At 50.9% G+C, this 25027-nt stretch carries 24 protein-coding genes, 1 tRNA gene and 1 riboswitch; of the genes, 14 read left to right on the top strand and 11 right to left on the bottom strand.

The window, feature by feature from the left end; genetic code table 11:
* The first annotated feature begins 28 nt into the window (after positions 1-28).
* Positions 29-361 carry a M48 family metallopeptidase gene (locus tag HUN04_04440; GenBank protein ID WDP93157.1) on the top strand — a complete coding sequence of 111 codons (333 nt, stop codon included), beginning with the start codon at positions 29-31 and terminating at the stop codon, positions 359-361.
* Here the strand turns inward: HUN04_04440 and HUN04_04435 are convergent.
* The 6 genes from HUN04_04435 to HUN04_04410 all read right to left on the bottom strand — a co-directional run bounded on the left by HUN04_04435 (position 356) and on the right by HUN04_04410 (position 6481).
* Positions 356-1618 (bottom strand): pentapeptide repeat-containing protein, encoded by a 1263-nt coding sequence (locus tag HUN04_04435; GenBank protein ID WDP89019.1) that lies wholly within the window; start codon positions 1616-1618, stop codon positions 356-358. The two genes, HUN04_04440 and HUN04_04435, sit on opposite strands and share 6 nt — an antisense overlap.
* 165 nt (positions 1619-1783) lie before the next feature.
* Complete coding sequence (locus tag HUN04_04430; GenBank protein ID WDP89018.1) at positions 1784-2230, bottom strand: hypothetical protein; 447 nt, start codon at positions 2228-2230, stop codon at positions 1784-1786.
* Positions 2231-2629: 399 nt separating this feature from the next.
* Positions 2630-2848, bottom strand: coding sequence for a hypothetical protein (locus tag HUN04_04425; GenBank protein WDP89017.1), 219 nt, complete (start codon positions 2846-2848; stop codon positions 2630-2632).
* Complete coding sequence (locus HUN04_04420) at positions 2848-3597, bottom strand: ATP-binding protein (protein WDP89016.1); 750 nt, start codon at positions 3595-3597, stop codon at positions 2848-2850. The genes HUN04_04425 and HUN04_04420 overlap by 1 nt, the downstream gene beginning before the upstream one ends.
* The gene (locus tag HUN04_04415) at positions 3594-5033 is read right to left on the bottom strand and encodes an IS21 family transposase (GenBank protein WDP93156.1); all 1440 of its coding nucleotides are present in this window, start codon (positions 5031-5033) and stop codon (positions 3594-3596) included. Before HUN04_04415 ends, HUN04_04420 begins: the two co-directional genes overlap by 4 nt.
* A gap of 128 nt (positions 5034-5161) precedes the next feature.
* Positions 5162-6481, bottom strand: a complete 1320-nt coding sequence (locus tag HUN04_04410; protein ID WDP89015.1) for a hypothetical protein — start codon at positions 6479-6481, stop codon at positions 5162-5164.
* Between the two features lie 606 nt (positions 6482-7087).
* Between HUN04_04410 and HUN04_04405 the strand changes: the two genes are divergently transcribed.
* Positions 7088-7164, top strand: a tRNA-Met gene (locus tag HUN04_04405).
* A 120-nt stretch (positions 7165-7284) separates the two neighbouring features.
* Here the strand turns inward: HUN04_04405 and HUN04_04400 are convergent.
* The 3 genes from HUN04_04400 to HUN04_04390 form a co-directional block, all read right to left on the bottom strand.
* A complete protein-coding gene (locus tag HUN04_04400) occupies positions 7285-8037 on the bottom strand; it encodes a transporter substrate-binding domain-containing protein (protein ID WDP89014.1) in 753 nt (250 codons plus the stop codon).
* A 206-nt stretch (positions 8038-8243) separates the two neighbouring features.
* A complete protein-coding gene (locus HUN04_04395) occupies positions 8244-9131 on the bottom strand; it encodes a sirohydrochlorin cobaltochelatase (GenBank protein WDP89013.1) in 888 nt (295 codons plus the stop codon).
* A gap of 126 nt (positions 9132-9257) precedes the next feature.
* A riboswitch (cobalamin riboswitch) is annotated at positions 9258-9448 on the bottom strand.
* A 29-nt stretch (positions 9449-9477) separates the two neighbouring features.
* The gene (locus HUN04_04390; GenBank protein ID WDP89012.1) at positions 9478-10761 is read right to left on the bottom strand and encodes a 3-deoxy-D-manno-octulosonic acid transferase; all 1284 of its coding nucleotides are present in this window, start codon (positions 10759-10761) and stop codon (positions 9478-9480) included.
* A gap of 60 nt (positions 10762-10821) precedes the next feature.
* Here HUN04_04390 and HUN04_04385 point away from each other — a divergent pair, with 60 nt between their 5' ends.
* The 10 genes from HUN04_04385 (at position 10822) to HUN04_04340 (ending at position 19468) form a co-directional block, all read left to right on the top strand.
* The gene (locus tag HUN04_04385; GenBank protein WDP89011.1) at positions 10822-12588 is read left to right on the top strand and encodes an ABC transporter ATP-binding protein; all 1767 of its coding nucleotides are present in this window, start codon (positions 10822-10824) and stop codon (positions 12586-12588) included.
* 15 nt (positions 12589-12603) lie between these two features.
* Positions 12604-12771: a Trm112 family protein gene (locus HUN04_04380; GenBank protein WDP89010.1), complete on the top strand. Its 168-nt coding sequence runs from the start codon at positions 12604-12606 to the stop codon at positions 12769-12771.
* Positions 12772-12773: 2 nt separating this feature from the next.
* Positions 12774-13307 (top strand): DUF4416 family protein, encoded by a 534-nt coding sequence (locus HUN04_04375; protein ID WDP89009.1) that lies wholly within the window; start codon positions 12774-12776, stop codon positions 13305-13307.
* 37 nt (positions 13308-13344) lie between these two features.
* Positions 13345-14226, top strand: a complete 882-nt coding sequence (locus tag HUN04_04370; GenBank protein ID WDP89008.1) for a YicC family protein — start codon at positions 13345-13347, stop codon at positions 14224-14226.
* Positions 14227-14235: 9 nt separating this feature from the next.
* Positions 14236-14532, top strand: a complete 297-nt coding sequence (locus tag HUN04_04365; protein ID WDP89007.1) for a DUF370 domain-containing protein — start codon at positions 14236-14238, stop codon at positions 14530-14532.
* Positions 14533-14582: 50 nt separating this feature from the next.
* The gene (gmk, locus tag HUN04_04360) at positions 14583-15152 is read left to right on the top strand and encodes a guanylate kinase (GenBank protein ID WDP89006.1); all 570 of its coding nucleotides are present in this window, start codon (positions 14583-14585) and stop codon (positions 15150-15152) included.
* Positions 15152-15961, top strand: coding sequence for a 23S rRNA (guanosine(2251)-2'-O)-methyltransferase RlmB (gene rlmB / locus HUN04_04355; GenBank protein WDP89005.1), 810 nt, complete (start codon positions 15152-15154; stop codon positions 15959-15961). Before gmk ends, rlmB begins: the two co-directional genes overlap by 1 nt.
* Positions 15962-16179: 218 nt before the next feature.
* Positions 16180-17103: a phosphate/phosphite/phosphonate ABC transporter substrate-binding protein gene (locus HUN04_04350; protein WDP89004.1), complete on the top strand. Its 924-nt coding sequence runs from the start codon at positions 16180-16182 to the stop codon at positions 17101-17103.
* Positions 17100-19094 (top strand): PAS domain-containing protein, encoded by a 1995-nt coding sequence (locus HUN04_04345; GenBank protein WDP89003.1) that lies wholly within the window; start codon positions 17100-17102, stop codon positions 19092-19094. Before HUN04_04350 ends, HUN04_04345 begins: the two co-directional genes overlap by 4 nt.
* A 14-nt stretch (positions 19095-19108) precedes the next feature.
* A complete protein-coding gene (locus HUN04_04340; GenBank protein ID WDP89002.1) occupies positions 19109-19468 on the top strand; it encodes a response regulator in 360 nt (119 codons plus the stop codon).
* A gap of 18 nt (positions 19469-19486) precedes the next feature.
* On the opposite strand, the gene HUN04_04335 is transcribed toward HUN04_04340, so the two are convergent.
* Positions 19487-20473 carry a dual specificity protein phosphatase family protein gene (locus HUN04_04335; protein WDP89001.1) on the bottom strand — a complete coding sequence of 329 codons (987 nt, stop codon included), beginning with the start codon at positions 20471-20473 and terminating at the stop codon, positions 19487-19489.
* Between the two features lie 9 nt (positions 20474-20482).
* On the bottom strand, positions 20483-23044 hold the full coding sequence (locus HUN04_04330; GenBank protein ID WDP89000.1) for a hypothetical protein: 2562 nt from the start codon (positions 23042-23044) through the stop codon (positions 20483-20485).
* 389 nt (positions 23045-23433) lie between these two features.
* Here HUN04_04330 and HUN04_04325 point away from each other — a divergent pair, with 389 nt between their 5' ends.
* Positions 23434-24201 carry a sugar phosphate isomerase/epimerase gene (locus HUN04_04325; protein ID WDP88999.1) on the top strand — a complete coding sequence of 256 codons (768 nt, stop codon included), beginning with the start codon at positions 23434-23436 and terminating at the stop codon, positions 24199-24201.
* Between the two features lie 55 nt (positions 24202-24256).
* Entirely contained in the window at positions 24257-25024 is a 768-nt protein-coding gene (locus tag HUN04_04320; protein ID WDP88998.1) for a ComF family protein, read from the top strand.
* The last annotated feature ends 3 nt before the right edge of the window (positions 25025-25027 follow it).

Raw genomic sequence — 25027 nt, 5'->3', positions numbered from 1 at the left:
ACGTTAGTCAGACGCATGTCATGCGTCAATTTACCAATGGTACCCACAGTCATCACCAGCCAGCATATATAGAGCCAGGCTGGAAGGACCGCTTAATCACCAAACGACAATTCTGGTATATCCTTCTGCTGTGAAGTTCCGTAGATTAACCAAACGCTGGGGAAGCTGTACCAGGGACAATGAAATCATCCTGAATTATGATGCCGTAAAACTACCCTTTACCCTGATAGATTATATCGTTGTCCATGAGCTGGTTCATATCAAGCATAAGGACCATTCCAAGGCTTTTTATCAGGAACTCGCCAAATACATGCCTGACTGGGAACTGCTTGAAGAAAAACTTTGTGGGATGAAGTTATGATGTCGATTCCTGTTGTAGTTGTCCCTTTTCTTCTTTTTCCCATTGTTCAATTAGGTTTTGACGATGCTTTTTGAATTCATCAGACCATTCATCAGGTCTTTTTTTGAGCATTTCTTCACAGCCTAATTCTATAATTTTTTCAAGTATTTCAGGGGGGCAGTTTATTATATTTTTAATATTTGCAGCTTTAATTAATTGTTCTGCTTTTAAAAATTTTACACTACCGAAATTAGCTCCTTCAAGTTGGGCACTATAGAAATCAACACTTCGAAGCTTTGAGTCAAAAAAAACAGCCCCCTTAAGCTTCGCAGAAAAGAAATAAGCTTTTTCAAGCTGTGCTCCATAAAAATCAACTTCTTCAAGTTGTGCGCCAAAAAAATAAGCCCTTTCAAGCATGGCGGCAGTAAAACGCGCCCTATCAAGTTGTGTACCACCGAAATCCGCCCTTTTAAGTTGTGCTCCCTCAAAAACAGACCCTGTAAGTTTTGCCTCCTCAAAATTAGCCATCTCAAGTTGTGCTCCCCTAAAATCAGCATTTTCAAGTTGTGCTCTGAAAAAATTAGCCTTTTCAAGTTGTGCTCCTTTGAAACTGGCCATTTCAATTTGTGCTCCCTCAAAATTAGCTTTATTTAATTTTTCTATCCATTGAGAAATAATTTCGTGCCGAAATGCAGAAGCACTTTTATAGTCATATGAGTGAAAAAATTTTTCAGAAAAACCGTATTTGCTATCTGGCTTACTCCTCAGGTAAAAGGATTTGAATATGCTGTATGGGTCAAATATATCAGGTTTGACAGGAATATCGCTGTCCAAAATCTTCATTAGTCTTTGATTGTTAAATGATGCTCCAGCAGCCACCTGTGTGGTAAAAGTGTTGTACCGAAATTCAACTTTCTCAAGTTTGCTTTCATAACGCTGCGAGGTGAACGCATAGGCGGCAAAATATATACCAAGTAACCACACCCATCCTGTTGGTAAGTGCCTGTCCTTTTTGGCTGGAAAAAATTTTCGCCATATAAATCTAATTCCAGAGTAATGAACCAGCCTTTCAGGAAAGGAGATATACCATTTGTATTTGGTTTCCTCTGGGAAAAATTTTTGAAAGAAATACTCTAAGCCTGAAAAGTAACAGAGTCGTTCAAGGTAGTGCCAATACCACTTCTTTTTGTTTTCTTCTGATTCGGTCCGGTAGAGGAAGGGAAGGAGACAGGAAAAAAGGATGACAAAGAATAAAATCAAATTCCAATTTGATTCCATAGCGGCCTCCTTTACTTTGGCAAAGCTTGATTGTGGTTATACTCCTATTTTAGATATCTATCCCAGGTGCTGATGACAGTAGGCCAATTCTGGCTAAATTGGATTTAAGTTGGGTGGGATGAAGTTATGTAAGCCATCCCACCTTACAAGTCATGCCTGCTTTTTTTAATCCTCCTCACGCACCTCTCGGATGGCATTTTCAAGATTGAAAATAAAGGAGTCTAATTCATCTACATTATTAAATGTCTCGAAAACCGTATCTTTTCCATTCAAAGAAAGCTTAATTTCGGCTTTTCCATCTCCTATCACCATATAAATACCTTTGCCTTGTTCAGCTTTTTCAAATGGTGAGATGATAATTTCTTTGGGGGTTTTCATTTCATCAAAACTGATATTCTGTAAATCTGGAACAAAATCATCAAGAAAATCTGGCTCAATAACAGAAATCATTTCACCTGTTTCAGATGGTGCCTCGTAATATTTCTCTTCATCAGGCCTAACTGGAAGTGTCACATAGCAGATTTTTTTGTCGTCATCCCAGAGGCGCATAACAACGGACTTGTCATCAGAATAAACATCCACAAACCTTTTTCCCTGTTCATTTTCGCTCATGATTTTTTCCTTTTATTTTTTTCATTCAAAGCTTGCTCAATCAGGTCTAAATTACCTTGGTACCTGGTTAATTCTTCCTGGGCTTTGGTTTCCTGATCAACGACAAATATTTTTTTCCTTCAACGACAATTAAAACTCCCGTTCCCCAACCTGCGTAACCATTTAATTTCATTAAAAAATACTTGCAAAACAATTCTGATTATGTTTTTTAAGACCATCCTTCCGGAGGATAAGGCTATGCTGGAGAGCAACCTGAGCGCCGAGAAGGTGACTGAAGTATGAGGGGCCGTATTTTCCACGTACGGCCTTTCGCTTTTTGCTCTCATACTTTGGTCTATAATGCGCTAAACTCCGGGGGTTTGGGGGCTGGCCCCCATTATAATCCGGTAAAAAGTCCTTTTAATTACCATCACAAAACCCGGTTCTTCCATGGGTTAAGCCCTCTATCGATAGTATCCGTCCGATAGTGCTTGCTGACGGCATTGGTTCAATATTTTCCGCTTCCATCTCCTTGCTGATAGCACCGGCACCGCAGTTCAGGCCTCGATTGTATAAATCCAGTCGGATCATTTTAATAATCTCAACAATCTCCTGCCTGGTATATCTGGTCTCGATCATTATTCGGCCTCCATTTTAGCCTGTTCCATGCGATAGCTTTCCACATTCAATTCAAGGATGATACTGTGATGAACGAGTCTGTCGATGGCTGCTGCCGTTGTCATAGGGTCCTTAAAAATCTGTTCCCACTTAGAGAACGGAAGATTGCTCGTGATCATCAGGCTGCCCTGTTCATACCGTTCCGCCAAAAAGGTAAACAGCACTTCCATTTCTCCCCGGCTTTGTTGGACATACCCAATGTCATCTATAATCACAGCATCAAACCTGGAGAGGGATTTGAGTTTTTTGGTTAGCTCAAGATCCCTTTTGGCAATCAGCAGATCCTGGACGAGCTGACTGCATGAGATAAAAAGAACCTGCTTACCCTTTGCAATTAATTCATGGCCAATGGCACAGAGCAGATGGGTTTTCCCGCTACCCGGATTACCAAAGGCCAGGATGTTTTCACAGCGCTCTAAAAAAGCGCCGTTGACCAGGACACTTAAATGATTGGCAACCTTTAAGGGGAGGCGCTTTTTATCAAAATTCTCAAATGTCTTGGAAGATGGCAACTTGGATGCCCTCAGGTTACGTGATATCCGGTTCTGCCAGCGGACTTCGCATTCGAGACTCAACAATTGTAAGAGGTACTTTTCATATCCCCATGCCTCCGCCCTGGCCTGATCCGCCATTTCTTCATAACTGCGGCGCATGGTCGGCATATGGAGGCTTTTAAGATTGGTGTCTATCTGATCCCGATCATTGATCATGCCGCCACCCCCTTGAGCAATTGGTCATAACGAGTCAAATCAACTGCCTGGATATGAACATCATCCGGCCTGCTGACAGAGGCGTTGGACTCAATAAGGCGTTTAACAGCCTCTTTGCTGATTTCCTGATCCTCGTTTATTAGAACCATCAGGGCGCTGTCTACTGCCACCTCGCTTGTCTTTGCTGCCAGGTATAATATTTTCAGATACCTTGCTGCTGAGCTTTTAACGGTATAACGCTTTCTTAAATGATCGTAGGCAATCCGGAACCGGCTGGTGGGGAACATGGCATTACGATAACGATAATTTTCAAATGCCCCCGGTTTTTTGACCAGGCTGTCAATGATATGCCGGTAATTGATTTTATATTTGCCCTCACCCCGCAACCTTGGCAAAGTATCGACCTTTCTCTGGCCGTACCAGACCTCCAGGCATTCCATGTAGAGGCGGACCTGGATATTTTCTCCTATGAGCCTGCTGTCTACAGAGTAAACGTTGTGATTGACCCGAATGGTACTGCTGGGACCAACCTTTAAATCCATCTTTTTACATGCATCAAGCCGGCGTTTGGGCAACCGGTGTAGGAGATCCAGTTCTTGTGTAAACCGTTTCCTACGACCGGCATTTAGCTGTGCGAACAGTTTGGCCAGGAACAAGTCATATTCTTCCCGGTCTTTAAAATCCCGGTGTCCTCTCAGCATCAGGGCCTGGTCAACGGCTTTTTTGAACCGATAATTGCGCTGCTCCACGTCTCCATTTTCATTGGGGCTGGCAGGGTTAGTTTTGCAAGGAATGATACCGTAATGGTCAACAAGATCCTGATACCTGCTGGTGAACTCCTCAGGGTGACTTACCTTGTTAACAGCGGATGTCAGACAATCGGTGCGATGTTGCTGCGGCACACCACCAAGTTCCCATAGGGCATTTTGCAGGCCCTGGCTCAGGCTTTCGAAACTCTCTGAAAAACAGACTGTACCTGTCTCCCAATTGGAATAGGTCAAAACAAAATGGTAGATCAGGTGGTCAAAAGGGACGCCGCCTATAGTGACGCCCAGTTTATCCATGTGGGTGAAGTCTGACTGGCATAATTCGCCAGGCTTATGAATTTGAGCAAAAAAGATTTCTTTGGGCGGCCCCTCTGTAGCACGCCATTGCTTTATTCTCCGTTGCAGGGTCCGTAATTGTCCATCGGCGAACCGGCCGGGGTGTCTGCGTTGCAAATCCTCAAACAGTGTCTTGGCCTCCAGACCTGGATTTATGGTCAACATGCCTTTGATACCATCCCAGGTCTCCTCAAACGGATCTTTGCGTGTGCGCCATGTATGATCCGTTTTGAGTTCACTCGGCAACTTCCCGTGTTCACGGTACTTTCGAGCTGTTTTTTCATCCATTCCAGCTTTCATTGCTGCTATCCCGAAACTCTTCTCTGACTGAATCAACTTGAACAACCTCCTCACTTGCTGGTCCGTTACCATCCAAATCTCTCCTTCTGTTCAATTTGGATGTTTCTACCATTTTTTTTGATTCTTAAATTTCGGGAATTTTAATTGTCGTTTGGCGGGAATTATAAATGACGCTGATCAGTTTCCATTGCTATGGTTTTTGTTTTAATTTTCTCCAACTGCTTCGGGGTGAGTCTCATTAGCCAGTCAATTGACATAATTTCTTTCAAGGAAATGTGGGTGGAATTCAGTTTCTGCTTTTCTTCCCTAATGCGCTCTCGGAGCCGGGCGACGGAATGTTTCTCCCTGACAGTCTCTTCCACAAGGGCTTTTTTGACGTCCTCATTCGGAGCACTGGTAAGATTAACTTTATGGCTGTGGCCCAACTGTCCGTATACGGATGGTAGGATTTTTTGTTCATAAAGGTGGTTGTCGATGGCAAGATTGACAGCATCATAAAGCCAGGTACGGGAAGGCGCATCTCCTTTTTCCTGTGAATCTTCCTGTATCCGTTTTATCAATTTGGATAGGGATTTGTTGCCCGTGAATTTCTTTTCCTGGGCCAGGATATAATCCCCACCATAGAAGGCCTCGATGAGGTATTGCCCACATTCCAGCATGGCATTTTGGAAGTGTTTGACGAATATCGTTTTCAGGTGCTCGTATGCTTTTTCAACTTTTTCATCGTCCACACCGTCCATGGCAACCAATTCTTTGGCAGGTCCTTCATCGACAACTTCCGGTTCGGTGGAGGGGGCGAGAAGGGCTGATATGGCGGCGGCAATTTTTTTTGATGCGGGTTGGAGAGAGCCTCCGCTACGAACACCCTTGTGTCGGAATTCCAACTGAATTGACTGGACTTGCTCCAAGGTATAACTTTCAAGCCTGAACCACTGATTCATATAGGTTGTCTTCCAACCCCGGTATTTGCTGTCTTCTGGGGCATGTATCGTCCGTATTCCTTGGTTGTTCAGGTGGGTTAAAATCCCATCCCTGATTTTCTTTTTAGCGGTGTACCTTTCTTCTGTCTCAGTTTTTATTTTTGATTTGGTGTCAGGCTGACCACATCCGATATAGCAATCAATACCTTTTTTAATATGGTCGTTATGAATGCCGTGTATCCAGAAAACGTAGGTGGTTCCATCCTTTTCAACTACATCTTTAATTTCCTGAATGAAAGTTGGATGCTGCTTTGCCTGGTGAACCTTGTTGAGGTCCAGAACTTTGGCCTTAACACTGGGGATGCGATTGTTTCTCTTTTCTTTTTTTGACCCTGTTGGTTTGCGGTACTCCATATTGATTATGGCATCACATCCCAGGTGGTCCTTAATGTAGCAGGTTAATTGTGCTGTATTAATATCATCTAATGGAGGGTCCTCTACTCCGTGAGGGGCAATTAGAAGGATGTTTATTGGATTTTGAGCTGGTACTTCATCTGCCATATCAACAACTCCTGAGCCTGTACCGATATTGAAAATGATACACAAAGATAGAACATAACCATGGCCAGTTCAATGCTTTTAAGGATTTTTACCAGGATTTAAGATGTTGATAAAACCTGAGGGCATGAAATTTTAGGGCTCCGCCTGTTACAACCGGAGGGGTAGGGGAGGAACAACCATTACACTTGTCCAATAAGGGTTCAAGGTACTTTTGTGGTGTTATGGTGACAACGGAACCTATGGGACAGATATCGGGTGTAGGGTAGGGTGGATGGACACTCAGTGGGTTTTAGGATTTTGAGGTTCTGGTGGATTAAAAATTGTACCACCTTTGTACCGTTTTTGTACCACTTTTTCCTTTCATCAATGAATATAATGAATGAATTGAACGTATTGAAAATGGTGTTTTGTTGTTGAACAATGTTAGGCAGGGAAAAGCCATTGTACCATAATTTTAAGATTGTGTTAAAAAGTTGCTTTGCTTATTTGTCTTATAAAAACAGTCCATTATAGTGAGATGTGGTGTTTCTGTGGTACAGCTCGTCGGGTTTTTGTGATAAAAAGCTTGACTCAAAATCCCTTTTCCCCTATATTAAATTCCGTTGTTGCGGGGTGGAGCAGTCTGGTAGCTCGTCGGGCTCATAACCCGAAGGTCATTGGTTCAAATCCTTTCCCCGCTACCAAAAAATTAAAAGCTCTGTTCTTATGGCAGAGCTTTTTTAATACAAGGCCCCTGTTTCCCAGCCATACGAGTCATATGCTCAGTGCTGGGAAACAGGGGTTTTATGGTTCTGGGCGGCGGGTTACATTTTTTCAAAATGATGTGCGGCCAGAATTTTCCTTAGGGTACCTTCCTTGATCAATGCGGCCAGCCCCTTGTTGAAGGCTTCCAGCTTTAAATTGCTGTTCTCTGTTTTTTTGGATATGGCCAGGTAATGCATCCGTTTTTCGATGACCGGTTCCAGAAATCTGAATTTGTTTTTGCTATCAGGAAATTTTTTATGCAGGAAATAAGCCCCCTGATGCTTTTCCATTACGGCCAGCTCAATTTTTCCGCTGACCAGCGCCTTCATAAGGTCAAAGGGGGAGTAAAAATATATGGCAGCAAAATCAGGCAGGTTGTCGTAAAATGTCCGATCATAGGCATATCCCATGACATATCCGATATGATAGGGCCTCAGGTCCCTGTATGTTTTTATAACAGCGGTGGTGCCGGACGGCGCATACATGCCGATAAGACTTGGGGTATGCAGGCGGTCTGAATAGTTGAGCCATTGGGTTCTTTTTTCTGTAAACCAGATTGGCGTAATGCCGTCGCAAAGTCCTTTTCTGGTCATTTGAAGCGCTCTTTTCCATGGGAAAAAGCGTATTTGGACCTTATATCCGCTTTTCTTGAAGGCTTGTTTTACAATTTCAATGGAGACCCCCTGGTTTTTGAGGCTTGTGCCGGAATAGGGGGGTGCCTCATTGGTGGTGATGAGTAGGGTATCTTCTCCGGCAAGGGCCGTTAAAGCCGGCAGAAGAAGACAAAGACAAAGAGAGAAAACTTTTTTCATGGCACCATGGCAGTGAAAGGTTATGCTGGTAGAGCATTATTAAGTTTCCGGGTCCATTGATATGCAGTTCAGGGTAGCAGAGTTTAAGAGAGGGTGACAAGAAAAATATGAACTCCGCTGTTTTAGCAGTGGTGCAGGGGAATAAAAAAGGCAGCGGACGTCTAAACTCCGCTGCCTTTGGTGTGGTTGAATCTTATGCGATGATACTAAAAGTGGCCGAGGGGGCCGTTGATGTGGTCCACCCAGATGTCGACAAAATCATCGTATTCTGCAGTACCTTTGAGTACGGTTTCGCATTTGATGCCGGCGGCAGTAAGGATGGATTTCCAGGAGTCTTCTTCCTCGCCGGCCATATCGTTTTTGGCATGGTCTCCGGCCACGGACATGAAGGGCATGAGCCAGGCCTTTTTAATGTTTTTGGCCTGGAGCCAGCCGGTGATATCTTCGACTGTGGGGTAGCCCTCAACCGTGCCCACAAAGATGTTGGGGTCGGAAAGCTGGAGCTGGAACATCATGGCGGCGTAAAAGGCATTGGCCGGATGATGGGTGCCGTGGCCCATGAGAACAACGGCCTCGTTGGCTTTTCTGGCTTTGGGGATGGACTTGAGAATGGCTGCTTTCACCCGTTCCATATCAGCCTGGGTGGCCATGAGGGGGTAGCCTAACATGATCTTTTCAAAGGCTCCCATGTCCTTGAAGCCGCCGACGATTTTTTTAAGGTCATCGTATTCGGCACCGACGATGGTGTGAAGGCTTTGTACCGCCACATGGGTGAATCCCTGGTCGGCCATTTTGGCCAGGGCCACTTCCGGGGAGTCAAGGCGTTTGCCTGCTTTGGCCAGTTTGTGGCGGATGATGTGGGAAGTGTAAGCCCAGAAGATCGGGGTGTCGGGGTAGGCGGCTTTGGCCCTTTTGCCGATGTTTTCAAAGGATACCTGGGCACTGGCTTCACTGGAGCCGAAGGCCACCAGGAGGATGCCTGTTTTTTTTTCTTTTGCTTCGCCGTGGTGGCCGGCAAAGGCATTTCCGGCATAGGCAAGGGCCAGAGCGGCGACAAGTGTGAGCAGTGCTGCGTGTTTAAATCGTTTGATCATGATACATAACCTCTCTTGATAATTTGCATTAAAAAAACAAAACCCCGGATCGATTGATTGCTCAATCGATCCGGGGTATCCCTTTTCTTAACCTGGATCTCTGCCTGCCCTGGTACCACCCACAGCAAGCCATATAGTTTTCCAGGCAGGTCTTCTGACTGATGGATCATCCTAATGGCTGCGCCTTCCCATAGGTCTTAAAAACAAATAGTGGCTGGTTGCAGCGGTCGTCCCCATTTACAGCGGCGGGTCCGTTCCGGGATCTCACCGGATTCCCTTTTGAGCCGTATATCGGCACCTGGATAGGAGCTTAATAGGAAATGTGAGGTTAAAAATCAAGGTAAAATTACAGGGGGGCCCCTCTTTTGGCTGCCAGTGCGCTGGCAATGGCCCTGCAGGCGTTTTTTGACCCTCCCCGCCGGGTCCGGATATAGGCGGATGTTTTTTGTTTAAGCAGGGTTCTGTCCGGTGGCGATTTCAGCTGATCGGCCATTGTCTCAGCGACCACCGCCCAGTTTTTGCAGCGGGTGACACCACCGGTTTTAAAGATATCTTCCCCCACCCAGGCAAAATCCTCCCAGTGGGGCCCGATCACCGTGGGGACGCCAAGCACCGCCGGTTCAAGGAAATTCTGGCCCCCAAGGGGACGCAGGCTGCCCCCGACGAAAACCGAGGATGCCCGGCCGTATGCGGCCCGTAATTCCCCGAACCGGTCCCAGAGAATGATGCCGGGGCCGGTGAGGGGGGCGGTGAGTTTGGAACCGAGAACCGGTGCCAGTCCCTGTTTTTTCATCTGTTTGAACAGGGGGGCGATGCGGTGCATATGCCTGGGAAAAACGGCAATGACCTGGTCTGGGTAGTGGTCTTTTAGCCGCAGGATCATTCTGAGCAGCTCCGGTTCTTCCTGCCTTCTCACCGAGGCCAGAATGGAGAGGGGCATGTCACCGGGGAGCAACCGGTCCATAGCTGACGGGGGCTGTTCCGGTGTTTCCATGATGTCGAATTTAATATTGTCCATGGCCGCCGAAGGGGTGTGGGGAAATACCTGTGCGTAGCGGGCCGTGTCCCGGGCCGAGGTGGCCAATACCAGGTCCGGGGCCAGGGGGCGCCACAGCTTTTTTGTAAGCCCGTAATTGCGCATGCTTTTTGCCGACATCCTTGCGTTGAGGACCAGGATCCGGGTTTGGTTCTTTTTGAGGGCATAGAGCAGGGCCGGCCAGAGTTCGGTTTCCAGCAAGACCATAACGCAGGGGTTCACCCTGCGGACCGCCAAGTTGACGGTTTGGGGCATATCAAAGGGAAACACCTCCAGGACCGTCCGGATGTGGGGATGGAGAGGGGGCTCTGCCAGCCCCTGTTTAAGGATGGCAAGGCCCTGGTCCGTGGTGCTGGTCAAGAGTACCGTCACCCTGCAGGCGGGCGCCATCTGGCGTAAAATTGACAATGCCAGAAAGGATTCCCCTGCGGAAGCGGCCTGTATCCAGATATCCGCAGGGGGAAGGTGATCCGTCCCTGTCCGCCGGTCAAAGGTGGGGGCAAGCCGCTTGTTATACCTTAAAAAAGGCAGGGCGGCCTGCCAGAGGATATTGTAAAATCTCAAAAAATTGAGTATATAATGGTTCTTTTTCATGGGGGCTTATGCTCTCATGTTTTTCTGAAATTGACAATAGAAAGAAAGCGAGTCCCACGGATGAAAACACCCTCTGCCGGATTGTCCCAGTCCCGCCGGAAAAAAATAACCGACATGGTCATCTGTCATTGGAAACGGCTGGTGCTGGCGGCCCTGTGCATGGTGGTGGTGGCCGGTGCCAACGGCGCCATGGCCCTATTGGTAAAGCCGGTAATGGATGATATATTCATTGCCAGGGACCGGGAGATGCTGCTGCTTATCCCCGGGCTGGCCGTCCTTGTTTTTTTCCTTAAAGGGGCCGGGTCCTACGGGTCTGAATATCTGATGAATTTCATCGGGGAACGGATCATCCGCCAGTTCAGGGACAGCCTATATGAAAAGATAACCGACCTGCCCATCAGTTACATCCACAAGGAAAAAACAGGGGCGCTCATGTCCAGGATCACCAATGACGTGAACATCGTCAAGGGGATGGTCTCCACGGCCGTGATCAGCCTGTTCCGGGATTCTTTCTCAGTGGTTGCCTTTTTATGCGTGATTTTCTACCGGGACTGGAAGCTGGCCTGCGGGGCCTTTATTGTCCTGCCCCTGGCATTTTATCCCATTGTGGTATTCGGCCGGCGAATCCGCCGTTTTTCCACCGGCTCCCAGGAGACCATGGCCGACCTCAATGCGTTCCTCCACGAAACCTTTTCCGGGGCCAAGATCATTAAGATATTCAACCTCCAGGGGTTTGAAAAGGGACGGTTCCATGAAAAGACCGCCGAGCTTTTCCGCCTTGAAATGAAAAAGGTCATGACACGGGCCCTGTCTTCTCCGGTGATGGAGTTCTTGGGCGGGCTGGGGATCGCCTTTATCATCTGGTTCGGCGGAATGCGGGTGATCAACGGCACCTCCACCCCCGGTGTGTTCTTTTCCTTTCTCACCGCCGTAATGATGCTCTACGATCCCGTGAAAAAATTGTCCAACCTTAACAATACCATCCAGGAAGGCATTGCCGCAGCCACACGGATATTCGATGTGCTGGAAGAGGAGGATGTTATCCCGGAAAAACCCGGGGCCCGCGTGCTGGACGCCGGTGTCTGCGAAGTGGCCTTTGAGGAGGTGACCTTTTCCTACAACCCGGCGGAGCCGCCTGCCCTGGACCGTATCAGCCTCAAGGCGGCACCGGGTGAGGTGCTGGCCCTGGTGGGCATGAGCGGGGGGGGCAAGACCAGCCTGGTGAACCTCATCCCCAGGCTTTATGATGTGACTTCGGGGCGGGTGACCATTGCCGGAGAGGATGTCAGGGATTTGACCGTGGCCTCCCTGCGGGACCATATTTCCATTGTGACCCAGGAGCCCATCCTTTTCAACGAGACCGTCCGGGAAAATATCCGGTATGGAAAGATGGACGCCACGGACCCGGACATCGAGGCGGCGGCAAAGGCCGCCTATGCCCATGAGTTTATCATGGGATTTCCCAAGGGATACGACACGGTGATCGGGGAACTGGGCTCCCGGCTTTCCGGCGGCGAAAAGCAGCGGCTCTGCATTGCCCGGGCCTTGATCAAGAATGCCCCTGTGCTGATCCTGGACGAGGCCACCTCGGCCCTGGATTCAGAGGCCGAAAAAGTGGTGCAAAAGGCCCTGGAAAATTTGATGAAGGGGCGGACCTCATTTGTCATTGCCCACCGTCTGTCCACCATTGATTATGCCTCCCGGATCATCCTGCTGAAAAACGGCAGTATCGCCGAGGAGGGGACCCATGACGAACTTATGGCCCGGAAAGGGGCCTATTATAAATTACAATCCATGCAGACGGGAAAACCCGTTTTTGCAGAGTAACTAAGGAGAATTGCCATGGCCGTTTCAAAGGAATTGCTTGAAATACTGGTCTGCCCCAAATGCAAGGGGGAAGTTGAACTCACGGAGAAAGAAGACGGCCTGGTGTGCCATGCCTGTTCCCTCGTGTATGAGATTAAGGATGATATCCCCATCATGCTCATTGAAGAGGCCAAGCCGGTGTAAGGATGAGTACGCCCAAACCGCCGGATCCGGCCAAGTTAGTGGTCTCTGTCTTTATGAAGGACAAAGCCTTGTTCGGCCGTATTTTTGACAGCCTGGAAGCGATCGGCGGGCCCGTGGACCTCATGTCCAGGTGGCTTGATTTTGATTTTACCGACTATTATTATAAAGAAATGGGGACGCCCCTGTACCGGCGGCTGGTTGCTTTCAAGCCCTTGATGGCCCAGGAGGACCTGTCCGGGGTCAAACTGGCCACCAATGCCCTGGAACAGCAGTTCCTCAGTGGCGGTACCCTCCGGCAGATCAATATTGATCCGGGATACCTGCTGCCCTCGCGGTTCATTCTGGCAACGGGTAAAGATTACTCCCACAGGATTTATATCGGAAAACAGATATATGCGGACCTGACCCTGATGTATACCAAGGAGGGGTTTAAATCCCTGGAGTGGACCTATCCGGATTATGCCTCCCAAGCTGTTTTTCAATTTCTGGGCCAGGTGCGGCAAAAATACCTGCTGGATCTCAAGGCCGTTAAATAACGATGTACAAAAGATCCGTAAATTTAAGGATTCATAAATGATAAAAAGCATGACCGCCTTTGCAAAGGCTTCCGCCCAGGTGGGTACACTGACGGCGGATTTGACCATACGTTCATATAATTCCAGATATCTGGATTTTGCCGTCCATTTGCCTGAATCCTGCCAGCCTTTTGAGGAGGATATCAAACGGGAAATCGGCAGGCACCACGCCCGGGGCCGCATGGAAGTGCGGGTGAATCTGGCGGATACCGCAGAAGACCAGGATCTCTTTGAGGTGGATGAGATCAAGGCCCGTGCCTATTACAAGGCATTGTCCCAGGTCCAGTCTGCCCTGGGGCTGTCATCGGATATCCCCCTGGATACGGTGCTGGGGGCAAGACAGGTGATTACGGCGGCCAAACGGGAAGTGGATCAGGATGCCCTAAAGCAGGTATTGGTCCAGGCTGTGGGCACGGCTGCAAAGGAACTGGATACCATGCGCCGGCGGGAGGGGGAAAACCTCTACCAGGACCTCAGCGCCCGTCTGGCGGATATTGAGGGCCGGATGGAGACCATTGAAAAACTGGCCGCCTCGGTGCCTGAAACCTATAAAGCCAGGCTCAATGAACGGCTGGCCGCTTTGACCGAAGATGCGGACCAGATCGACCCGGTCCGCCTGGCCCAGGAAGTGGCCATCCTGGCGGATAAAAGCGATGTTTCCGAGGAAATCGTCCGGATCCACAGCCATGTTAAATTGTTCCGGGAAATTATGGATGCAGAAGCGTCCCAGGGCAGGAAGCTCAATTTTCTGATCCAGGAGTTCAACCGGGAATTCAACACCATCGGCTCAAAGGCGGGGAATCCCCAGCTTTCCCATGCCGTTGTGGATCTTAAATCAGAACTTGAAAAAATCCGTGAACAGGTACAGAACATAGAATAGGGGAGGGATATGGAGCAGGTACTCTTAAATATAGGGTTCGGTAACACCGTGGTGGCGGAGCGGGTGGTGGCTATTTTGTCCCCCAATTCATCCCCCATGAAACGGGTGAAGGACGAGGCAAGGGATGACCGCCGGCTGGTGGATGTGACCCACGGCCGGAAGACCCGTGCCATTATCATTACCGATTCAAACCACGTGATTCTCTCCGCCATTCAGGCGGAAACCATTTCATCCCGGTTCGAAGCGCTGTCCCATCAGGAGGCCGAGGATGAGGCCCCCAGGGGCAAGGGGAAAGAACAAGGCTGATCCGGACCGGCGGGATCAGGCAACACCCAGGCAGTTAAGGATATATTTTCATGGTAGCCAGAGGCAGGTTATTTATCGTCTCCGCCCCCTCGGGGGCGGGAAAAACCACATTGGTCCGGCAGATCCTCAAGCGGTTCAGCCGGCTCTCCTATTCCGTCTCCCACACCACCCGTCCCCCCCGGGAAGGGGAGGTTCACGGAACCGATTATTTTTTTACGGATAAGACCACATTCAAGGCCCTCATCGACAGCGGCCAGATGCTGGAATGGGCCAAGGTCCATGACAATTACTACGGCACCTCCAAGCCCTTTGTTCAGGAGCAGCTGGACGCGGGCAACAGTATTCTTCTGGATATCGATGTCCAGGGGGGGCAGCAGATAATGGAAACCGATTTAGATCCGGTTTCCATATTCATTATGCCCCCTTCCCTGGAGGCATTGGAAGAGCGGCTGCTGAGACGGGGCACGGACAGCCCCGAAGTCATCCGCAGGCGTCTGGACAATGCCGTGGGGGAGATGGAACAGAGGAATGGGTACGACCATGTCCTGGTCAATGACCGTCTGGAAGACGCCGTGGATGCCTTGAGCGATATCTTTGCCCAGGCCCTTGGGGAGGCATAATGGTGCGCAATAGGAAAAGCGATAAAGGGAAGGGACCGGGAAAGGCCGGCCGCGCCGGGCGGCCCCATAAAGGCGAAATCCTCTACGGGTTTCATTCCGTATACGAGGCGCTCCAGGCCGGCCGCCGCCGTTTTGACGCCCTCATTTTTTCAAACCGGCGGTCCGATCCGCGGATGGAGAAAACCGCAAAACTGGCCCGCAGCAAAAACATACCCATCCGGACCCTTTCTCCGGAGGAACTGGATGAAATTGCCGGGGGCGGCAACCACCAGGGCATCTGTGCAAAGGTTTCCAATTTTCCGGTAAAGCCGGCCGGGGACATATGGGGAGCCCTCAGGGCGCGTTCCCAGGACGATCCGTTTTTTATTCTGATTCTGGAGAGCATTGAAGATCCCCACAATATGGGGGCACTGGTGCGTACGGCCCTGTGCGCCGGGGCCGATTACATCGTGATTCCCAAGGACCGGTCAGCCCAGCCTTCCCCGGGGGTTTCCAGAAGTTCCGCCGGGGCCATGGAACATGCCCGGATCTATGTGGCCACCAATCTGGCTGCCTTTATGAGGGATTTGAAGGAAAAAGGGGCCTGGATTTCCGGCCTGGATGCCGGAGGCGACAGGGGGCTGTTTGAGGCCGATCTCACCGGCGACCTGGCATTGGTGGTGGGCGGCGAGCACAAGGGGCTGCGCCCCGGTGTCCGGAAGGAGTGCGATTTTATCCTCTCCATTCCCATTGCCGGAGCGGTCAATTCTCTGAATGCATCCGTTGCCGGGGGAATTGCCATGTACGAGGCCCGGCGCCAGCGGGGGTAAAACCGTCATCCATTCGACTGAACCCGTCACCACCTTTATTCTGTTCCAGCCTGGCCGGTGGGATGAGCCCGGCCGCAAGGCGATCCGGAATGAAAAAAAATGAAAAAAGTGATATACAATAAAAAGTTGCGCCATGTTCCATCATATTAATGTAAATTGATATAAGGACGGAGGAACATTCCGGATGCCGGTATGGCCCGTCCCCTGAAAGGCGGACAATGGATTTAAGGACATTTTTTCTTTTATGCATGGCTTTAATCCTGGCTGGATGTGATGATAACGAACACGCGATTTCTGTTGATTTAAGCCGGACCGAGCAGGTCATTTTCAGGGAAACCCCTGATGTCATCACCTACGCCTACCTTCCCCAGTATTCCCACAGGGTCTCTTATACCCGGCATCAGGCCCTGGTCAGGTACCTGAGAAAGGAAACCGGCCTGAACATCCGGCAGATTTTTCCGGACAATTTTGATCAGCATATGAAAATGGTGGGAGACAATAAAATACACATCTCCTTTTCCAATCCGTTTATCTATGTCAAAATCGCCCGCCGGTACGGTGCCCATGCCTTTGCCCGAATCGTCGAGGCCACAAAAAAAGAGACCTTCAGGGGGCAGGTGATCACCCGGACGGACAACACGGCCATACAGACCCTCGGGGACTGCCGGGGCAAAACCTGGATCGCCGTGGATCCCACATCGGCCGGCGGCTATCTCTTTCCCCTGGGACATTTTTTCAGCCATGGCATCACCAAGGCTGATTTTAAAGAAATCGCATTTGCGCCGGGGCCGGGTGGAAAGCAGGAAAAAGTCATTCTTTCCGTATTTGCAGGCAAGTACGACCTGGGCACCATACGTGAAGGCGCACTGGATGTGGTGGCGGGTAAAATAGATGTGGCAAAAATCCGGATAGTGTCCCGCACCCCGACCTATCCCGGATGGGTATATGCCGCGGTGAAAACCTTAGATAACAAAAGCCTGGATAAAATCCGTACGGCCCTGGTCAAACTTGATTTCAACCAGAAAGACCACAGGGAGATCCTGGAAGCGGCCAATTTTGTAAATGTGATTCCCGCCATGGACGCTGATTTTGACTCCGTCCGGCAATTGACCGGCCGCTTGGGAATGGAGATGGATCAATGAAGCCCGGATTCAGGGAAAAACTGCTCATGGGATTTTTCGGCCTTCTCCTGGTCCAGGGCCTGGTCATCTTTCTGTGGTTCAGCCACGCCATGAAAGCCTCGGTTCTTGATGAAATCAAAAACCGGGGGGTTTCCACGGGCACCAGCCTGGCCGTGGGGCTGGTAGAGCCCATGCTGGCCATGGACTATCTGCGGATGAAGGTGCTCATGGACGAAACCACCAGGCTCGGCAATGATATATTTTACACCTTTGTACTGGATCCCGACCAAAACATTCTTGCCCACACCTTTAATAGCGGATTCCCGGTCGAACTCAAACGGGTCAATCCCCTGAACGGCGCCGGCCCGTCATCGCTGAAATTATTAGATACCGGCAGGCAGATGGTCTATGACTACGCCATTCCCATCACGGTCAACAACGATTTCCTGGGCACCCTGCGCCTGGGGCTGTCCCAGACCCGGGCGGAAAAAGTGGTCAACCAGGTGCTGGTGTCCACCATCATCATCATCCTGCTGGCCATTTTTCTGGCAGGGCTGGTGGGGACATTGCTGGTCAACCCGTTGATCCGCAGCGTTAAAAAGCTTCATGATTCTTCGGAGCAGGCCTTAAAAGGCAACCTGGATGTGCACACCGCCCCGACCCTGGACAGAAACTGCTGGGATATCATGGCCTGCAACAGGGAAGAATGCCCGGCCTACAAAAATTACCACCACCGGTGCTGGTACCTGGCCGGCACCCTCTGCCCCACCTGTGTGGAGGGCGAGTATGCCAAAAAAATCCAATCCTGCCAGCACTGCCGGGTCTACCGCAAGTGTTCAGGGGACGAAATCCAGAGCCTGGCCGAAAGTTTCGATGCCATGACCCTTTCCCTGCGGGGAAATTTGTCCGACCTGAAAGCGGCGGAAAAAATCCTCAATGAGCAGAAGGCCAGGCTCCAGACCATTCTGGATGCCATCCCCGATTTTATATCCCTCCAGGACCAGGACGGCAGGTATGTCTCCGTGAACAAGGCGTTTTGTCAGATACTTGGCAAGCCCCGTAACGAGATTATCGGGCGGTTCAACCAGGACCTGTTTCCGCCGGACGCGGCCGCCCTGTATAACGAGGAAGACCGCCGTATTCTATCCACCGGCACCCCCCTTGAAAAAGAAAATCAGATCAAAGGCCCCAATGGGATCAAATGGCTTCATGTGGTCAAAATTTCCGTTTCGCAGAAAACAGACCGTCCCAAGGGGCTGGTCTGCAGCGGCAGGGACATCTCCATGCTCAAGGCGGTCCAGGACCAGCTCACCCATGCCCAGAAAATGGAATCCGTGGGAAGCCTGGCCGCAGGCGTGGCCCATGAAATAAATACGCCCCTGGGGATTATTCTCGGATACGGCCAGCTTCTGCTCGAAGATGTGAACAGTGAGGGGCAGGTCTATAAAGATGTTGAGGTCATTGTAAAGCAGACCAAAATCTGCTCGAAAATTGTTAAAGACCTGTTGAGCTTTTCCCGTTCCAATAAATCCGTTGTTACGGATTTTGACGTCCACGGCGCCCTTGAGGAGGTGATCGCCGTTGTGGAGCATACCTTCAGCCTGAATCATGTTTCCATCCACCGCGGTTTTCATGGGGCCCCCCTGTCCATGAAGGGGGATAAGGAAAAAATCAAGCAGGTGTTTATCAACCTGCTCAATAACGCCTTTGATGCCATAGACACCCACGGAAAGATATATGTGACAACCGGTTCTGTAAAGTCCGGCAGGGAGATCCGCATATCTTTCATTGATACGGGGTGCGGCATAAAGAAAGACAATCTGGTGAAAATTTTTGAACCCTTTTATACCACTAAAGGGCCGGACAAAGGGACCGGCCTGGGCCTCTCCGTAACCTTTGGCATCATCAAGGAGCACAGGGGGAGAATAAAGGCATATTCCCCGCCGAAAACGGATAAAACACTTGCCAGGGGCACTCAGTTTGTCGTATTTCTGCCCACAGATTCTAATTGAGAAAGGAGCATAGCATGGCTAAGATTATGGTCTTGGACGATGTAAAGGATGCAGGCGATTTAATCCAAAGAATTCTCGAGCGCAAAGGCCATAGCGTCACTCCCTTTACCGAAGAGGAGGAGGCCATTTTTCATGTGGCCAAAAAAGGGACCGACCTGGCCATTCTGGACATCAAACTCAAAAAGATGAACGGCGTGGAAGTGCTGGAGGAACTGAAAAAAAAAGATCCCGGTATCAAAGTGATCATGCTCACCGGCTATCCCACCATTGAAACCGCCCGGGAAAGTTTGCGCATGGGGGCCTCGGCCTATTGTGTCAAACCCATTGACAAGGATGAACTGGAGGAAAAAGTGGAAGAGGTCCTCAAGGAATGATCCGGCCGCTTCCCGGGCTCATTTCATTTGGGCCGCCATGTGATTGAAATAGGCCTGGACGAATTTCCCGGACACCGTTTCCGCAACGGAAAACTGAAATTGTCCGGTTTCCAGAAATTCCCCTGAAAAGGCCAGGAAAACGCTTCTGGACAATTCCTGGAGCAGGGGACTGATCTGCGCGCTGTCCTGCTTAAAATCCTTTGCACCAAAGGCCCGGCACCTGACCGGCCTGAATTTGAATATTTCGCATCCCTTCCCCTGATTAAAAGGACAGCCGGCATCGGCCTGCCTTGCCGCGGCCCTGGCCCGGTGTATGACGGTTTCCCGCCGGGCTGAACTCAGATACCAGCCCATTTTGGTGTGCAGATAGATCACCTCGATGAACGGAAGTTTAAAGGGACGGGCACAGCAGCAATGGGAACCCGAACCGCAGGGGTCCTCATCCTTGATCTCATGGCGTTCAATCTCCTGGTCGATTTTTTCCACCAGGGCTTCATAATCGCTGAAAAAGTGGCTGAGGTCCACCTGGTTTTTTATTTCCAGCGAGGGTTTTCGTATTTTGAGCATGCCCGATTGTTTATTGTACTTTTTTACAAGTTTCCACTGGCCGTAGGTTGACGGGTTGGCCAGTGTTCTTTTTAATTTTTTGGAGGCCGCTTTCAGCCCCAGGCCTTTCCGGATCAGGTAGGCGGTGACAAAGGTGCCGGTTCGGCCAATACCGTGCCTGCAGTGGACCAGGACTTTTTTGCCCAGATAAATGGCCTCGTCCATCCAGGCCAGCGCCTCTTCCATATTGGCCATTTCAGGGACATCCTCATCCCAGATGGGCAGGTAGCAGACCTCAAACCCCGCCTTTTCCTCGATTTCGTGGAGATCGCTGAATTCTGCACATAGATTCACAATGGCGTTGACGCCGGCATCCCTGATGAGCTCAAGCTGGGCATGGGACATGGGGGCATGTCCCACAGCCAGCCGTTCCGTAATCCAGGTCAATTCATAGTCCATGTTCTGTCCTTAGTCTTTGAATGATCTGAAATCATACCGGCCCTTCATAAATTCCTCCACATAGCGGGAGACATCACCCTTATTTTTCAGATACATGTCCATCAGCTTGGTGGCCCCTAAAAGCCGCCCGGTCAGCTCAAGGGTGGTTTGGATGGTTTGTTCATCCTTCTCCATGAGCCGGGCGTCAATGAGATCGCAGGTGATTTGGGTGACAAATCCCAGCCGGTCCAGGACGGCACCGATAAAGTCGGCCCTGAGCCATCGGCCGTTCTCATTTCCCCCGCCTCCGGAAAACCGGAAGAGGATATAATTTTCCTCTATTGACGGGGTACACCTGCTGTCCAGTATCACAAAATGATAGCCGAACCTCAAGTTTACATTCATATAGGTCCTTGCGACAACGGCATAACTGCCGAACTGGGGAGAATCCGCAGAGATGATGCCCCCGGCCATGACAATTTTATCGTAGGCGTCCCAGTCAAAGTGGGTGGTTTCATCCCAGCAGATATCCGGATGGGAAAGCCCCCTGAGCAGGGCCTTCATGGGGATGGATGCCAGGTGGTCCATCCGTAAGGCGGTTTCATTGGCAGCGGACAGGCCGCCGTCGTTTTCCCTGCCCACATCCAGTATGTACAACAGCATGGGCAGGCCCGATATCAGCTGCTTGGCCCCTTTTTTCCTGCTCCCCTTCCTGCGGCCTGTAAAGAACATTTCCCGCATGGCCGTTTCATGGGCAAACCGGATGATATCGTGCAGGGAGCGGCAGTGATCCGGGCCGAATTCATGGGAATCCGGATCCGTCAGTTTCAGGTCGGCGCAGAACCGGATGGTAAATCGAAGCTTATCCATGAAACTGCTTTGGGAAAACTCGTCCTCCTGGAAACGTTGCTGTGAATGGGAAAGCAGGCCATCAATTTTTCCTTTAAACACCCGGCCTGCATCTGCATCCAGGGTCACGGTATTGCCGGGTTCAAGGGCGTCGAATCCGTCAGCACAGACCATGGCCGGGAGGCCGAACTCCCGGGCAATGGAGGCAAAATGCCCGGCCGTGCTGCCGGTATGAAGGATGATCCCGGCCATTTTGTGAATAGCGGTAACGTATTGGGGCAGGCCGAATGGGGCGGCAACAATGCTGTTTTCCGGGATATCCCCCATCTGGCCGGGATGCTTCAGATAGAATACCGGTCCGGCAGCCCTCCCCCTGCAGATGGTCCGGCCGCCGCTGCAGACCGGCTTAAGGCCTTCCCCCGGATCAATGGATGCATTTTTCTGCCTGGTTTGTTGGGGGTTGCGCAGGGGCCTGGATTGGAGCAGAAACAACAGCCCGTCCCGGTTCAGGCACCATTCAATATCCTGGGGGGCGTGAAAATGTTCCTCCAGCTTCCTTGACCAGCGGTTCAGGGTGAGGATGTCCGGGGTGTTCAGGGAAAGGGCGCTTTGATTGTCATCGGACGTTTTTACCATCCGGGGGCCCTGGGGGCCATCCAGGACCAGTTGCTGCTGCTTGCTCCCGGTGTGCCTCTGGGTGATGGCGCCTTTCCTGTCTACCCGGATTAGATCCGGCGTCACCCGGCCGTCCACAACCAGCCCCCCAAGGCCCCAGGCCGAGTGGATGAGCAGGTCTCCGGTTTCCGGGTTGTCCATGTCCCGTGTATACACCACCCCTGCGGCCTGGGCATCCAGCATTTCCAGGACAAGGACGGCCATGGGGGTTTCATGATCCGGTATGCCGCACCGGATACGGTATGACAATGCGGCTGCCGAGTATTTGCCGGCAATAATCTGTTTATAGGCCCGGCCTGCATTCAACGGATCCACATTCATCAGGCTACGATACTGGCCGGCAAAGGAGGCCCGGCCGTCTTCTTTAACAGCGCTGCTCCGCATGGCAAGCCGCCGGCCGGTTTTGTCTTTTTGGAAGTGGGCCAGGGCGGTTTCTATTTCCCGGGACAGCTCTTCCGGCAGGGGAGCTTCAAGGATGGCGTTCTCAATTTTTCCGGCCGTATCCGCCAGTGAAACCGGATCGAAAATATCAAGGTCTGCCAGTTGCCTGTTGATAAAGGGCCGGAGGGCATTGGCCTCCAGAAAGAAGTGGAATGCCCGGGTGGTGATGACAAATCCCTCCGGCACAGGCAGGTGAAGTTCCCGGTTCAGCCGGTTCAACACCGCGGCCTTGGCACCGGCCACCGACTCGTCCAGAGAATCAGCGTTTCCCAGTGCCAAGACAAAGGGAGGTGAAAAGTCGAACTCAGGCGGGGCAAGCATGAACCGTACGTAAAAATCAAATTTTTTATAGTAGTCTTTCAGGCTCCAATAACCCATGGGGCACATGCGCAGCAGTTCGTCCACCATGCCGGCCACGGAATCTGAAAATTCCCCATAGGTGTTGACAACCGATTGGAAATCCACCTGTTTTTTATTGTAATACAGATCCTCCAGGGACGCCAGGTGGTCATGGGCCTGCCTGTCATGGTCGATCAGGCGCTTGAAGGCCTCGTACTTTTCCCTGAGCACCGTTCCCGGCGTAAAGACCTGATAGGTCCAGTATCTGAATAGGTTTTTAATGGGCATGCCTGATTCACATTGGATGTTGCCAGCAGGTTACTGGGTTGCGTCATACCGCCCTTGCCATGGAAATAGCCTTTTTCAGCAGTCCATCGCTTTTGCCTCTTTTGCATCTATATCCTTATGAATTTTACGATGCAAGAAAAAAGAATTTCGCAGACCCCACCCGGGGAAGAAGAGAGGATAGGCCCGCCACTGCTTTGAAATACTGAAACCCGCTGCCGGTGGGGCAGTGCCCGATGCCCGGAATTTCAGAATGATTTCCAGTGGATATGCCCTGTCACTTGCCTTGGGGGCACGGGGCTGATAATAATCAACAGTATGTAGTCTCGGCAGGGCATGGCGGAAACAGGCACATTGGGAGACCCAATGGCCACCCGATTAAGGAGGGCACAATGAAAATAGGAATAATGAATAATCCGTCAAAATCCGTCTATGATGAGGCCGAATACTGCGGGAAAGCCGGTTTCGACTTTTTGGATTTAACCATCGAAGGCCCCAATGCCACCGATGTCGAGGTTGCTGAACTGCGGCCGATTCTTGAATCCTATGACCTATCCATTACAGGACATACCGATCCCTGTCTTCCATATGCCTATCCCATCCAGGGGGTCAGAGATGCCTGTTTCAGGGAATTGGAGCGATGTGCAGGAATATTTTCCGCCTTGGGGGCGAAGGTCATGAATATCCATCCCTGTTATTTTTCTCCGCCGGCCATGAGAAACCAGTTGGTCTCCTTTCATATGGCGGCATTACCCCCCATTGTTGAAATGGCAGCATCATATGGGCTCACGCTGGTATTGGAAAACTATAAAGCCCCTTTTGACAGGGTCTCCACCTTTAAAACGCTGGTGGCAGAAGTGCCAGGGTTAAAAGTGCACCTGGATTTCGGACACACAAATTTCGGCTTGGATGATTATGGGGCGTTTTGCCGGGAGCTGGGAGAAGAGATCCTGCATGTCCATTTTTCTGACAACCGTTCCCGGTCCGATGACCATATGCCCCTGGGTATCGGCACCGTGGATTGGAAAAAAGCCGTGGCCTCATTAAAGACGGCCGGCTACAATGGGACCATTACCCTGGAAATTTTCTGCAACGATCCGGATATGCAGCACAAATACCTGGGGCTGAGCCGGGAGCTGATTCTGGAACTATGGGGGTAGGTATGCCGGCTGATATCTGGCGCCATCTCTTTTGGCAGAATCCGGAGGCGGTCCAATGATTACCCGGTTCCGCCACCTGTCCCTTGTCCGGGGGATATCCTCTCTTGTTTTTCCGGACAAATGCCTTAAATGCGGCATTTACATCCGCCGCAGTCCGGAGGTTCCCCTCTCTGCCTGTTTCTGTACGGCCTGCATGGGCAGGCTGCCCGGGTTCGGTTCCCCTTTTTGTACCTGCTGCGGCCGGCGTTTTTCCGCCGGTGATGACCATCTATGCGAATCCTGCCTTGAAAAAGCACCTGTGGTGGAGAGGGTAAGGGCGGCCTTTGAATATGAAGGCATTGTCCGGGAGGCCGTGGCCCTGTTCAAGTACCAGGGCCGGCTCAGCCTGGCCCGCCCATTTGAACGCCACCTGTTTGAAGCGTATTGCACCTGGTTTTCAAAGGAAGATATCCATCTCATCCTGCCCATCCCCCTTCACAGGAAAAAGTCGGCAAAGCGGGGCTTTAATCAGTCCTTCCTTTTAATCCGGAATCTCATGGCACTCCACCGTGAAAGATACGGCACACCGCCACCCTGGACCATAGATATCCGCTCCCTGGCCAGGGTCAGGCATACCCCGAGCCAGACCGGATTGGATGAAAAAGAACGGGAAACCAACCTGGCCCGGGCCTTTGAATGGCAGGCCCGGCAACGCCCGGAGGGAAAAAATATCCTTCTGGTGGATGATGTATTTACCACAGGGTCCACCTGCCGGTCTGCGGCATCTGCCCTGAAATCCGCCGGCGCCGGTGCCGTTTTCGCCCTGGTGCTGGCCCGGGCGTGAACC

The organism is Desulfobacter sp., assembly GCA_028768525.1.
Taxonomy (GTDB): Bacteria; Desulfobacterota; Desulfobacteria; order Desulfobacterales; family Desulfobacteraceae; genus Desulfobacter.
This window is presented reverse-complemented; position numbering and strand designations above follow the sequence as displayed.